Consider the following 13,663-nt stretch of genomic DNA (forward strand, 5'->3'; position numbering starts at 1 on the left):
TAATTATTGGGTAAATGTATAACGTAATACTAAATAAAGGTTAAATGGAAACCAATTATTTGTGATAAACTTGAAAAAGCAAAGAAATATTAGTCACGTTTTGACTATCCAAAAAGCATCCCAGCAATGGTAGCAGTAAGTAGCGCAGCACAAGTACCACCTATCAAAGCCTTAATTCCAAACTTTGCCAAAACATCGCGTTGCGATGGTGCCAGAACTCCTATTCCACCTATTTGAATACCTATCGAGGCAAAATTTGCAAACCCGCAAAGAGCGTAGGTAGCAATCACTATAGATCGATAATTTACAAGAACACCCGTATTTTTTAGGGTACTTAATGATGCATAGGCAAAGAATTCATTGAGAATTGTTTTTTCACCTAACAATTGACCTACGGCAACAATGTCTTCAAACGGCACACCGATAAGCCAGGCTACAGGAGCAAATAGATTACCCATGATGTATTGCATGGAAAAAGACTGGTATCTACCATCAGTCCATTGAACAATCTTGTCGTTCAAGCCTGTAGGATCGCCTATTAGATCACCCAGCATCCAATTCAAAACTGCCATGATCGCTGTGAAAACAAGTAACATCGCACCAACGTTTACCGCGAGTTTCAATCCATCTGTCGTGCCTCGAGAGATGGCATCCAGAACATTGGATCCTATTTTTTCCTTAGAAATATCCAATTCTCTATTGATGTCGTCTTTGTTCTCTTCTGGGAATAAGATTTTTGCGATGATGATAGCTGCTGGCGCACTCATGATGGACGCCGTCAACAGGTGTTTTGTGAAAATAATTTTTTCAGCATCACTATCGCCACCTAGAAAGGCGATGAATGCAGCAAGAACACCACCGGCGATGGTTGCCATACCACCCACCATAAGACAAAGCATTTCTGACTTGGTCATTTTATCCAAGTAAGGTTTCACCACTAACGGTGCCTCTGTTTGACCTATAAAAATATTTGCAGCAGCCGCTAAGGATTCAGAACCACTTAATCGCATGGTTTTACTCATCACCCATGCAAAACCGTAAACGATTTTTTGAAGGATGCCTAAGTAATAAAGTAGCGAGGTAAATGCCGAAAAGAATACAATAGTAGGCAGGACTTTGAAAGCAAATATGTAGCCTAAACTGGAGTTGACATCGATTAAATCGCCAAAAACGAAGTCTGCTCCAGCTTCTGAAACATTTAAGAAATCTACTACTTTATTAGAAATCCAGTCAAAAACGTAGGCTACTGCCGGTACTTTCAAGACTAATACAGCGAAAACCACTTGCAAGCCCAATCCAGTAGCGACCAGTTTCCAGTCGATTTTCTTTTTGTTCGCACTCAATAAAAAGCAAAGTCCTATAATAAAAACGATACCAATAAGGCCGCGGTACAAACTAGTGAACGTAAAACCAAATCCTTTGGATGGATCCACAGCAAAATCTTGCTGTACGGTATCATCTGGAGCAACCTCAAGTGGTTCTGTATTTCTGGAAAAGTCAAAGGATTCTGTATCGCTGGAATAGACCAGCAGATCATTGGTTAAATTGTCAACCTTGTAACGTTTTGCATTATCGTTTGGCTCTACAAAATATAGGGTCAACTCGTTCTCGTCATAAAAATAATTACCCGCTGCTTGTTGTAGGGAATCTGACGCCAGATAATAGGTGAAATTGTTTTTCCCGAATGCTACCGAATCAATCGCAGCACCCTTAAAAGTGGCAGGCTTATAATTTTGATCTGTAGAGTTGATCTTCCAGGTTCCCTCAATTGAAATCTGGTCTGTCTGCGCAGTGACAAGAGTAGAGTATAATAAAGAAACAAACAGAAAAAAGCCGGTCAGCGCAGGGTTTAAAATCTTCATATAAAATGATAGGTTATCTTTTTGAGATCTCATCTCTAATGCTGGCAGCCAGCTCATAATTCTCATTACTCACTGCTTCCTGGAGCATTTTATTGAGTTCGTCCATGGACAAACTGCTGTAATCGTTTTGCTCACTTATAGGTGTATTGATCAATTCTTCTATAAGCTCATCACTATCTTCATCTTCATCCACCAAATCCTTGTCTGCTGAAATTTGCTGTTGGATTCCTGCCTCGTCAAGAATATTCTCATAGGTAAACACAGGCGCCTTAAAGCGCACTGCTAGAGCGATAGCATCACTTGTTCTCGCATCAATAATTTCTTCAATTTTGTCCTTTTCACAAATCAAACTACTGTAGAACACACCGTCGACCAATTTATGAATGATAACCTGCTTCACGACGATACCATAACGCTCTGCAAAACTTTTGAAAAGATCGTGGGTCAAAGGTCGTGGTGGGCTTATTTCCTTTTCCAGTGCTATAGCAATACTCTGTGCTTCAAAAGCACCAATCACTATAGGCAACTGTCGATTACCACCAGATTCTTTTAGGATCAACGCATACGCACCATTTTGTGTCTGGCTATAGGAGATTCCGCGTATGTTAAGTCGTTTTAGACTCATTATTTATAAATGGACTTAAATAGAAAAAGGCTGTGCAAAAATGAGCATTTTCTCATATTGCACAGCCTTAAATTTAATATTTCTTTAGGTATTAGGCATTAGCTGCCTTAAATGCCTTCAATTTCTCAATGAGTGCAGGTACCACTTCAAAAGCATCACCAACGACTCCATAGTCTGCTGCCTTAAAGAACGGCGCTTCTGGATCTGTATTGATAACTACTTTTACTTTAGAAGAGTTGATTCCTGCTAGATGCTGGATCGCTCCAGAAATCCCTATCGCAATATATAAGTTGGAAGCTACAGGCTTACCAGTTTGTCCCACGTGTTCTCCATGTGGTCTCCATCCCATATCGCTTACTGGTTTGGAACAAGCGGTGGCTGCTCCCAGAACATCTGCAAGTTCTTCAATCATTGCCCAGTTTTCTGGTCCTTTCATACCACGACCAGCACTCACGACAACCTCTGCATCTGCAATAGTTACTTTGTCGGTAGCCTTGTCGACAGACTGCACTTCTACTTTAAAGTCATCATCGTTAAAGGATGGTGCAAAGTCAACTACGGTACAATCAGTTGGGTTTTCTTTAAGGCCATATGCGTTTTTGGACAATCCAACTAACTTACGGTCGGTGGAGATTTGTGTGTTGCTAAAAGCTTTATTGGTAAAAACAGATCTCTTAACAGTAAACGGATCTGCACTTGAAGGCAAAGCCACTACGTTTGAAACGTATCCAGCGTCTAAATGGACGCTCAATAGAGATCCCAAATACTTGGAATCTGCACTGGAACTGATCACGATCACTTTTGCATCTTCTGCCTTGGCAGCTTGAGCAATGGCGTCTGCATAAGCGCCTGCGTTGAATTTGTCAAGCTTGGCCTCTTTGACATTGTGCAATTTGCTTACACCATAAGTTCCCAGCTCGCCCGCGTCTGTGGCGTTAAAAGAGATGGCCGCAACGTCTGTTCCCAGCATGTCTGCAATTCCTTTGGCATAACTCGCCACTTCATAAGCCGTTTTTTTAAAGGCTCCGTTTTCTGATTCTGTATATACTAAAACTGACATATCTTAAATTTTGATGTGGAATCTAATATAAGAAGGTTCCACTGTGGTTTATAATTGGTTCGCTTTCCTGCCGCATCAGGTGCGGCATAAACTTCTTTTTAGTTCGCTTTTGCGAAAGCGAAAAAAGAGAATCTCTAGATCGCTTTTGCCTCGTTGTGCAACAGATCAATCAGCTTATCAAGATTGTCTGCGTCTACCAAAGTAACTTCTCCTTTAGGTGCAGGCTTTTCAAAAGAAACCGTACTGGTCTCTGTACTCGCACCAACAGGAGCCTTGACATCGAGTGGCTTTTTACGAGCCATCATGATTCCACGCATGTTTGGTATTCTAAGGTCGCTCTCTTCAACCAGACCTTTCTGGCCACCTATCACAAGTGGTAGACTTGCTTTTACTGTTTCTTTACCACCATCAATCTCACGGGTTGCAGTCGCGGTATCACCATCAATTTCTAAGGAAATACAAGTGTTTACAAAACTGGATCCAGTCATGGCAGCTACCATTCCTGGTACCATACCGCCGTTATAGTCAATAGACTCACGACCAGCAATAACAAGATCGTAACCACCGTTTTTTACAACATCTGCGAGTTCTTTTGCCACGGCATAACCATCCACGGCTGGCGTGTCCACTCGTATTGCTTGATCTGCACCTATAGCTAGGGCTTTTCTCAAGGTAGGTTCTACTTCCGCACCACCTACAGTAACCACATCCACACTCGCGTTTTGCTTTTCCTTGAACCACATGGCTCTAGTTAGACCAAACTCGTCATTAGGATTAATCACAAACTGCACACCATTAGTATCAAACTGAGTGTTATCGTCTGTGAAATTGATTTTTGAGGTTGTATCTGGCACATGGCTGATGCAAACTAATATCTTCATTTTATGAGGTGTTTTATTATCAATAATTCAATGTCCACGAAATTAATTAAAAATCACACAATAAACTATGCGTGCATAATAAAATTTTGTTAGACTTTTTAAGCAGATAGTTCTTTAAGGCCTATTTTTGTTCGTAGTACAAGATCAATAATTTTATGAAGACAATACAATTCCGCGAGGCGATTTGCGAAGCGATGAGTGAAGAAATGAGACGTGATGAGTCCGTCTACCTTATGGGTGAGGAAGTTGCGGAATATAATGGTGCTTATAAAGCTTCAAAAGGAATGCTCGATGAATTTGGCCCTAAGCGCGTTATCGACACTCCTATTTCTGAGCTAGGATTTGCTGGTGTTGCCATAGGGTCTACCATGACCGGCAACCGTCCTATTGTGGAATATATGACATTTAACTTCTCGCTAGTTGGAATCGATCAGATCATCAACAACGCAGCAAAAATACGCCAGATGTCTGGTGGACAATTAAAGTGTCCTATCGTCTTTAGAGGACCTACCGCAAGTGCTGGACAGCTAGCAGCAACGCATTCACAGGCTTTTGAAAGCTGGTTTGCAAATACACCTGGACTTAAGGTCATCGTACCTTCAAACCCATACGATGCCAAAGGATTGCTTAAAGCCGCTATACGCGACGACGATCCTGTAATCTTTATGGAGTCTGAGCAGATGTACGGTGATAAAGGTGAAGTTCCTGAAGATGAGTACATCCTACCTATAGGTGTGGCAGAAATCAAACGTGAAGGTACCGATGTGACGATTGTATCTTTTGGTAAGATCATTAAAGAAGCCTATACCGCTGCTGAAGAATTGGAAAAAGACGGCATCTCTTGCGAGATCATCGACTTGAGAACCGTGCGCCCTTATGATAAAGAAGCCATCTTAAAATCTGTCAAGAAAACCAACAGACTTGTTATTCTTGAGGAAGCGTGGCCATTTGGTAATGTATCGACTGAGATTTCCCACATGGTGCAGGCAGAAGCTTTTGACTATCTGGATGCTCCTATCTATAAGATCAACACCGCAGATACTCCAGCGCCTTATTCTCCAGTATTACTAGCAGAATGGTTGCCTAACAGTGACGATGTCGTAGAAGGTGTCAAAAAAGTAATGTACAGAAAGTAAAAAAACTTTCTTCCCATATATTAAATCCCAGCTCCTGCGAGTTGGGATTTTTTGTGTTGTAAAATTGGAGTTAGATGAGTTCGCTTTCGCGAAAGCCTGCCGGTCAGTCAGGGAAGCGAACTTGAAATAACGCAGATTTCTTCCTTAACTCATCCGCTTCCCGATTAACCTATTTCCATTTTTTGGAACAGATAATTTCAGTTTCAATACGATTAAAAACCAGTAGTTCCCATTTTACGTAAGTTTTGAAAATTAATAAGGGTTTAATCCTTATTAATAATCGAGTCTGCTTGTAGGGAAGCTGGCTCGATTTTTTGTTTTCATAACACTAAGATTGGTGGAGTCGTCATATCTTCGACTCTTGTAATCCACGCAATGACAGATAACTATTATCTATTTAATTTGAAATCGTTTCTAGCGATTTTTACCGTTTTACTTTGCTCGTTCACATTGACGGCACAAACTAAAGTTGGTGGTGTTGTCTATGACACAGATGGCGTGACGGTTCCCTTTGCAAATGTGATCTTTCCTGGAACTTATGAAGGTACGATCACCAATGATGACGGTCGATTCTATCTGCAGTCAGACGAGTCCTATAACCAGATCGAAATTTCCTTTGTAGGCTACAAAACCAAAATTATAGATCTGGAGAGTAGTGTTAAACTAGATTTTAACATCACACTGGAAAGTGATGAAGCGCAACTTAATGCAGTCGTCGTTTACTCTGGCAAGACCTCAAAGAAAAACAATCCAGCACTGGACATCCTGCGAAAGATCTGGGAAAATAGGCGTAAGAATGGGTTAAGCCAATTCAAACAGTACCAGTATGAGAAATATGAAAAGCTGGAGTTTGACTTAAACACCATCGACAGCGCCATGATCAATTCAAATCTTTTTAAGGGAATGGAGTTTGTCTTTGATTATGCAGACACAAGTGCTGTTAGTGGTAAGACCTATCTACCCATTTTTATCAATGAATCCCTTTCTACAGTATATGGAGACAATTTACTGAATAAAGAAAAGGAGAATGTAAAGGCCAATAAGAACTCTGGATTCTCCAATAACCAGACTTTAATTGCGCTGGTAAAAGACCTTTATACAGATATTGATATCTATGATCGACACCTTAAATTTTTTGATAAAAGTTTTGTGAGTCCCATAGGTCGAGCTGGAATTGACACCTATAATTATGTACTGCGTGATACAGCAAATGTAGATGGTGTGCGTGCCTTTAATATCGTATACTATCCACGTCGCAAGGGCGAGCTTACCTTTAAAGGAGATTTCTGGGTAGCCGACTCCACTTTTGCCATAAAAGAGATTAATCTGCAGGCCACTAAAAGTGCCAACGTCAACTGGGTAAAAGATATTTATATCGAACAGGAATATGATGTTCTAGGCGACAGTTTGTTTTTGATCACACGCGATTATTTTCAAAGCGATTTTTCTTTTAGAAAAAAGGAAGAAGCCAAAGGTGTGTATGGAAAACGCACAACACTGTTCGATAAATATCAATTTGATATCGCTAAAAAAGAAGATTTCTACCGTCGTCGCGTCAATGACTACGATCCAGAAACCTATAACCGTAGCGAGGCATATTGGGATGAAAACCGTTTGGAAAAACTGAACAAGGATGAAAAGCAAATCTACACCATGCTGGACACCTTGCGCCAAAACAAAAAGTTTAATCGCCTTTACAACATAGGTTCTATTCTCGCTTCTGGTTACTATGAAGTGGACAATTTTGACATAGGTCCGGTCTTTTCAATTTTTGGATTTAATGATGTGGAGGGTTTACGATTACGCGGTGGTGGACGCACCTATTTTACGGCAAATGATCCATGGCGATTAGAAGGATATCTTGCCTATGGTTTTAGAGATGACCAGGTCAAGTATGGAATTTCTGGAAAATACCTACTGGATAAACGCAGTCGCCTTACCGTACAAGCAGGAAACCGTAGAGACATTGAACAGCTTGCCGCAAGCTTAACCAATACCAATGACGTACTAGGTCGTAGTCTTGCGTCTAGTGCATTGATCAGTACAGGAAATAACGGCAGGTTATCTTCGATCAACCTATCGACGGTAAGTTTGAGTTTTGAGCCATTGTACAACTTGGAGTTTCGTTTAGGTGGAAGTTATAGAACCATCAAAACCGCAAACCCAGATTTCTTTAGTCTCGATTATCTCGACGATAACGGTATGATCAATGGACAGGTCAATCAAAGTGATATTGGACTTTCCATGACCTACACACCAGGCCGCAAGACCTCCAACTATGGCGTGGATAGAACCATTATCAACTCGTTTCAGTACCCTATTCTATATGCCAATTACACTAGAGGTCTGGAAGGTGTTCTCAATAGTGACTTCAATTATGACAAAATGCAATTCTATTATGAACATCCTTTACAAATAGGTGGTTATGGTAGATTGCGAGCGCGTGTCGAGGCTGGAAAAACCTTTGGAACCGTTCCATTAGCATTACTGAATGTAGTTCCAGGTAACCAGACGCTCTTCAATATCTCTGGAGCATTCAACACGATGAATTTTTATGAATTTGTAACAGATGAGTACGTGACCCTACATCTGGACCACAATTTCAATGGACGCATTTTCTCTCGTATTCCTAGATTGCAGCAACTCGACCTGCGCGAGTTGGTAGGATTTAAAGCCGTTTATGGTACCATAAGTGATGATAATATTGCCATCAACCGCAGCAGTATCGATTATCGAGCACCAGAAGACATCTACTACGAATATAGTTTTGGGATAGGTAACATCTTTCGCATCTTGAGGATTGACGCAAGTTTTAGAGGCAACTATCGCGAGCTTCCAGATGCACGCACCTTTGCCATTACTGGCAGCTTCGGGTTTAGTTTCTAGGTTCCTGTTTTGTACATATGTTTTTTTGAGTTCGCTTTCGCGAAAGCGAACTGCACTAAAACCCACAGCTTTTTCTATTTAAGCATGTTAGGTTCATCAAAATCTTGCTGGTTTATCTTGTGGTAGCCAAAATCTCTTCCTTTTACTCTAGAATTATCACAATCCTATTTTTTTATGGCTGGAAGCATCGTTTTCTTAGATATTGACAGTTCATATTATCGTTAACAGAATTTTATTACATTAGCGACAATTAAAAACAATCAATTAACACATGGAAGAATTAGTTATTTATGCGCCACTCGCTCTGGCCGCATTAGGATTTGTATTTATGCTGACCAAGAAGTCCTGGGTCATGAAACAAGATGCCGGCGACGGCAAGATGAAAGAGATTTCTGATCATATTTATGAGGGCGCGCTGGCATTCTTAAAAGCAGAATATAAACTGCTATCCATATTTGTTGTCGTTGTAGCCATACTACTGGCGGTAGTATCCTTTGTAGTGCCTACCACACACTGGATGATTTTTGTGGCCTTTATTTTTGGAGCCTTGTTTTCTGCCTATGCAGGAAATATAGGGATGAAAATTGCTACCAAAACCAATGTTAGAACCACACAAGCAGCTAAAACCAGTTTGCCTAAGGCTTTAAAAATCTCCTTTGGCGGTGGTACGGTGATGGGATTAGGTGTCGCAGTTCTTGCGGTTTTAGGATTAACGGCATTCTTTATCATATTTTTTCACGTTTTCATGAATGGTGAATGGGCTCCAGCAGAATTTGGCGGAGTCATGAAAACACCTGGCGAGTTAATGACTATAGTGCTTGAAACTCTTGCCGGTTTCTCACTAGGTGCAGAAAGTATTGCACTTTTTGCCAGAGTTGGCGGTGGTATCTACACAAAAGCAGCCGACGTAGGCGCTGACCTTGTGGGTAAGGTAGAAGCTGGAATCCCAGAAGATGATCCTCGTAACCCTGCAACCATTGCAGATAACGTAGGTGACAACGTAGGTGATGTTGCTGGTATGGGCGCAGACTTATTCGGTTCTTATGTGGCGACTGTTCTTGCGGCGATGGTGTTGGGTAATTATGTGATACGTGATATGGGCGGCGATATTGTAAATGAAGGTTTTGGCGGGATAGGTCCTATTTTGTTACCTATGGCGATTGCCGGTTTTGGGATTATTATTTCAGTGATAGGTACGATGCTGGTGAAGATTTCCAGTAACGATGCTAAGGAAGCTCAAGTGATGGGCGCTCTCAATGTAGGGAACTGGACGTCGATTATTCTGGTAGCTCTCTCTTGTTTTGGACTGTGTTACTACCTACTTCCAGAAACCATGACCATGAATTTTTATGGAGAAGGCGCAATGACGATTTCATGGCTTAATGTGTTTTACGCAACGCTCGTAGGTCTTATCGTAGGAGCCGTAATCTCATCAGTAACTGAATATTACACAGGACTAGGTAAAAAACCTATCCTTAAAATTGTACAGCAATCGTCTACTGGTGCTGGGACTAACATTATCGCTGGTCTTGCAACGGGTATGATTTCTACTTTTCCTTCGGTAATTCTTTTTGCTGGTGCTATTTGGGCATCTTATGCTTTTGCAGGATTCTATGGTGTGGCTCTAGCGGCCAGCGCCATGATGGCAACCACGGCGATGCAGCTGGCCATTGATGCCTTCGGCCCTATTTCTGACAATGCTGGTGGTATTGCAGAGATGAGCGAGCAGGAACCTATCGTGCGTGAGCGTACGGATATTTTGGATTCTGTTGGAAACACGACTGCGGCAACGGGTAAAGGATTTGCCATTGCTTCAGCAGCCTTGACATCCTTAGCGCTTTTTGCAGCCTATGTGACGTTTACGGGAATTGACGGTATCAACATTTTTAAAGCGCCAGTTCTTGCGATGTTGTTTGTAGGCGGTATGGTGCCTGTAGTTTTCAGCGCACTTGCGATGAATGCGGTAGGAAAAGCAGCCATGGAAATGGTGGAAGAAGTGAGAAGACAGTTCCGTGAGATTCCTGGTATTATGGAAGGAACTGGAAAACCACAGTATGATAAATGTGTGGATATTTCAACCAAGGCATCTTTGAAAGAAATGATGTTGCCAGGTCTACTGACCATAGGTTTCCCATTGGTGATTGCTTTTGTGCCGATGATTTTTGGTATGAATCCGCTAGCGATTGCAGAAATGCTAGGTGGCTACATGGCTGGTGTTACCGTGAGTGGTGTGCTATGGGCCATCTTCCAGAACAACGCCGGTGGTGCCTGGGACAATGCTAAAAAGTCTTTTGAAGCTGGTGTGATGATCAATGGCGAGATGACCTATAAAGGATCTGACGCGCACAAAGCGGCCGTTACCGGTGATACGGTAGGTGATCCATTCAAAGACACTTCAGGTCCATCCATGAACATCTTGATCAAGCTGACTTGTTTGATAGGACTGGTGATTGCTCCTATTTTAGGAAATCACAGCGATGAGGTAGAGACTGCTGTTGTTCCTACGGAGATTCAGCTAGAAAATCAAGACGAACTGGAAACTGCCCAAAACGAAGAATTATCCATCGCCTGCGATGCTGGTATGTATTACTTCAAGCCAGCAAATGCGGCAGAGCGCGCTCTAAATCCTTTGGCACTACGTTAGACGACTTCATCATACAAGATCTAAAGCCGTTCTGTTTTCAGGACGGCTTTTGTTTTTAAGAGAATCTACCGCGAACTCATTTACATAGATTGTATATTTCAATTTCAAATTAGTTTATGGCATTATTCCAGCGCGATCCATGGATCATCGACGTTTTCCGTACATATAGTGGTGATTTTCACCTGTACGTTCGTGGTCGGGCGCTTGAGGACCAGCCGTTGAAACTTTATGAGCAGCAGACCTTCTATCAAACCCTGCGCAACACCTGGCGCGCCTTTAAAACGGACGAAATAAGAAGGGTTCCCGTCAGACTCACGTTGCCAAATGGAAACTTTTTTGAAGCTATTACGGATAGCGAAGGGTATTTCCTTTTTGATATACAGACCAAAACCGACTTGCAGGAAATCGCAGATGAGGAAGGCTATGTGCCAATCACTATTTCTTTTGATGAGAAGAATTCCGCTTTCGCGAAAGCGAAATCCGAACAAAGAATATCCATCAATAAATTCACCGGTGAGACACTCGTGCCGCCCAGCACGACGGCCTATGGCGTGATCAGTGACATAGATGACACGATCATGAAAACCGGTGTGACCAGCTTCTTGAAATTGCGGGTGGCCTTCAATACGTTCTTTAAGAATTTTGACCAACGATCGCCGTTTAAGGATGCCGCGAGTTTTTACCAATTGTTGCATCGTGGGCCATCTGGCAAGGATCAAAACCCCATGTTTTATTTGAGCAATAGCCCATGGAATTTATATCGTTATCTAGAAAAATTCGTGGATTTTCACGGATTCCCAAAAGGACCTATTCTCTTGCGTGATTTCCCAACACCGTGGGATCGTACACCTAAAAAAAAGCGACCACACAAGGAACACGAACTGATTAATATTTTAAAGCATTATCCAGATCAGCAGTTCATACTTATAGGCGATGCCGGTGAGCACGATACCACCTATTATACCAATGCCGCGACAGAATATCCTGAACGCGTTAAAGCGATCTACATTAGAGCGGTGAACCATTCCAAAAAAATGGCGGCGATCAAAGAAATGGCAGATGCCTTTGAAATATGTCCGGTTTTACTAGTAAAAGAGTCCAGCGAGGCGATTAAACATGCGCGTGGAATGGGATGGATTGTTTAAATACTTTATTAACTAATATAAATTTTAGTGAATTTTTTTTACATACCTAGACCATAGTTAGGTAGCATCAAGGATCAATTCTAAATTATGTATCGCATAAACGATCTCATTAACACGAGTACGTGTGATAGGCGACCTTTTTTAGCAAGTTATTCTTAAGAACAATACTCATCTGAAATAAGCATATTTATAGAGGACGACGGTACTAAAAAATTATCATCTATAGTAAAAGCTAAAGATTTATTTTGTTGACCCAGTCGACTAGATACTCCTTAAATGATGGATCAACATCGTATATGTCATTTGTGGATTGGTCAGTCTCTATGTCTGTCATAAAATGACCTAATTCTTCGATTTGTTTGAAGACTATATTTGGATTTTCAATTTCTAGCAAGTCAGCTTTACTTTGTTTTGGGTCAACTAATAGATCTTTTTGACCAATGATAATTAAAGTAGGGAGATCAATATTTTTATATGTATTAGTGTTGTCAATCTTTGCAAAATCAACAAAGTAGTTAGAGATGTAGTTTTTAAATTGCTTTCTTTTAAATCCCTTTTTTCGAGCCTCTTTGAGCATCGTTTTCCACATATCCCATGTCCCTAAATCAACGTTTTCATCTACAACTCCATGCACGAATTCTAAAATCTCTGTTTTCTCTTTGATGGATTTAGCCGAAATATATTTATCATAATTATTAAAACCATTTTCAATCTGATATTTTGCTATTTCCCTAGGCTTTCCAATTGGTGAAGCCCATTGTATTAAAAAGTTGGGTTTAACACCATTTTTAATAACTTGAATAGTGACCAAACCACCTAAGCTATGTCCTAAAAAACCAATGGTTTTATTTTGGACAGAATTAACCGCCCTTAATTCATGATATATTGCCGTAAAATCATTGGTGTAAGTTTCCAGGCGGTCATCATAAGTACCTGTAGATTTTCCAACACCTCGTTTGTCAAATCGAAATACGGCGATATTATTTTCTAAAAGATACTCAGTTAAGTAATTGTGAGCTTTTTGGGAGATCTCTCCAGTCCCAGATACGATGATGAGTAATTTTTCAAATTCCGATTTTGGTTTAAGTAGCGTTCCGAAAATTGTAATGTCATTATCAATTTTAGAGCTTACCTCTATTAAATCAAAGTCCGAAATATTTTTTATCTCTTTTTCATTATTCAGCGTTTGACAGAAAATCAATTTGGCTGCAAATACAAATGAGATTAACAAAGTATTTTTCATCGGGTTGTTTTTTACGTTTTAAGAAGCAATTAATTCCGGTTAATTTTATTCGTGATAAAACATTTAAAAAGCTATGAAATCCTTTAAAGCTTATCCTCCAAAAAGTAGAGATCTACTTGCGGTGTACTTTCTTTTGATGGTACTTTGAGACTAAAAGTTTAAAGAGTTTTAATTTATTTGT

9 protein-coding genes are annotated in these 13,663 nt (G+C 40.8%); 4 read left to right on the forward strand and 5 right to left on the reverse strand.

Annotated elements, in window-relative coordinates; translation table 11 throughout:
• Positions 1 to 104 precede the first annotated feature (104 nt).
• The 4 genes from BST86_RS10355 to BST86_RS10370 all read right to left on the reverse strand — a co-directional run bounded on the left by BST86_RS10355 (position 105) and on the right by BST86_RS10370 (position 4,428).
• Positions 105 to 1,862 (reverse strand): nucleoside transporter C-terminal domain-containing protein, encoded by a 1,758-nt coding sequence (locus BST86_RS10355; protein ID WP_197709226.1) that lies wholly within the window; start codon positions 1,860 to 1,862, stop codon positions 105 to 107.
• Positions 1,863 to 1,875: 13 nt separating this feature from the next.
• Positions 1,876 to 2,487 (reverse strand): bifunctional nuclease family protein, encoded by a 612-nt coding sequence (locus tag BST86_RS10360; RefSeq protein WP_055411153.1) that lies wholly within the window; start codon positions 2,485 to 2,487, stop codon positions 1,876 to 1,878.
• Positions 2,488 to 2,578: 91 nt separating this feature from the next.
• A complete protein-coding gene (locus BST86_RS10365; protein WP_105983184.1) occupies positions 2,579 to 3,547 on the reverse strand; it encodes an electron transfer flavoprotein subunit alpha/FixB family protein in 969 nt (322 codons plus the stop codon).
• Between the two features lie 134 nt (positions 3,548 to 3,681).
• Positions 3,682 to 4,428: an electron transfer flavoprotein subunit beta/FixA family protein gene (locus tag BST86_RS10370; RefSeq protein ID WP_105983185.1), complete on the reverse strand. Its 747-nt coding sequence runs from the start codon at positions 4,426 to 4,428 to the stop codon at positions 3,682 to 3,684.
• A 155-nt stretch (positions 4,429 to 4,583) separates the two neighbouring features.
• On the opposite strand from BST86_RS10370, the gene BST86_RS10375 reads away from it, so the two are divergent.
• The 4 genes from BST86_RS10375 to BST86_RS10390 all read left to right on the forward strand — a co-directional run bounded on the left by BST86_RS10375 (position 4,584) and on the right by BST86_RS10390 (position 12,239).
• On the forward strand, positions 4,584 to 5,564 hold the full coding sequence (locus BST86_RS10375; RefSeq protein ID WP_105983186.1) for a pyruvate dehydrogenase complex E1 component subunit beta: 981 nt from the start codon (positions 4,584 to 4,586) through the stop codon (positions 5,562 to 5,564).
• Positions 5,565 to 5,939: 375 nt separating this feature from the next.
• A complete protein-coding gene (locus BST86_RS10380) occupies positions 5,940 to 8,450 on the forward strand; it encodes a DUF5686 and carboxypeptidase-like regulatory domain-containing protein (RefSeq protein ID WP_105983187.1) in 2,511 nt (836 codons plus the stop codon).
• A gap of 271 nt (positions 8,451 to 8,721) precedes the next feature.
• Positions 8,722 to 11,094 (forward strand): sodium-translocating pyrophosphatase, encoded by a 2,373-nt coding sequence (locus tag BST86_RS10385; protein WP_105983188.1) that lies wholly within the window; start codon positions 8,722 to 8,724, stop codon positions 11,092 to 11,094.
• A 116-nt stretch (positions 11,095 to 11,210) separates the two neighbouring features.
• Positions 11,211 to 12,239 (forward strand): App1 family protein, encoded by a 1,029-nt coding sequence (locus tag BST86_RS10390; RefSeq protein WP_105983189.1) that lies wholly within the window; start codon positions 11,211 to 11,213, stop codon positions 12,237 to 12,239.
• A gap of 232 nt (positions 12,240 to 12,471) precedes the next feature.
• Here BST86_RS10390 and BST86_RS10395 read toward each other — a convergent pair whose 3' ends face one another.
• The gene (locus tag BST86_RS10395; protein ID WP_105983190.1) at positions 12,472 to 13,482 is read right to left on the reverse strand and encodes an alpha/beta hydrolase; all 1,011 of its coding nucleotides are present in this window, start codon (positions 13,480 to 13,482) and stop codon (positions 12,472 to 12,474) included.
• Between the last annotated feature and the right edge of the window lie 181 nt (positions 13,483 to 13,663).

Origin of the sequence: Nonlabens agnitus (assembly GCF_002994045.1) — a bacterium.
Taxonomy (GTDB): domain Bacteria; phylum Bacteroidota; class Bacteroidia; order Flavobacteriales; family Flavobacteriaceae; genus Nonlabens; species Nonlabens agnitus.

Excerpts from the sequence above, each read along its gene's own strand:
- BST86_RS10355 (WP_197709226.1), bottom strand. The coding sequence starts at position 1,862 with ATGAAGATTTTAAACCCTGCGCTGACCGGCTTTTTTCTGTTTGTTTCT.
- BST86_RS10360 (WP_055411153.1), bottom strand. The coding sequence starts at position 2,487 with ATGAGTCTAAAACGACTTAACATACGCGGAATCTCCTATAGCCAGACA.
- BST86_RS10365 (WP_105983184.1), bottom strand. The coding sequence starts at position 3,547 with ATGTCAGTTTTAGTATATACAGAATCAGAAAACGGAGCCTTTAAAAAA.
- BST86_RS10370 (WP_105983185.1), bottom strand. The coding sequence starts at position 4,428 with ATGAAGATATTAGTTTGCATCAGCCATGTGCCAGATACAACCTCAAAA.
- BST86_RS10375 (WP_105983186.1), top strand. The coding sequence starts at position 4,584 with ATGAAGACAATACAATTCCGCGAGGCGATTTGCGAAGCGATGAGTGAA.
- BST86_RS10380 (WP_105983187.1), top strand. The coding sequence starts at position 5,940 with ATGACAGATAACTATTATCTATTTAATTTGAAATCGTTTCTAGCGATT.
- BST86_RS10385 (WP_105983188.1), top strand. The coding sequence starts at position 8,722 with ATGGAAGAATTAGTTATTTATGCGCCACTCGCTCTGGCCGCATTAGGA.
- BST86_RS10390 (WP_105983189.1), top strand. The coding sequence starts at position 11,211 with ATGGCATTATTCCAGCGCGATCCATGGATCATCGACGTTTTCCGTACA.
- BST86_RS10395 (WP_105983190.1), bottom strand. The coding sequence starts at position 13,482 with ATGAAAAATACTTTGTTAATCTCATTTGTATTTGCAGCCAAATTGATT.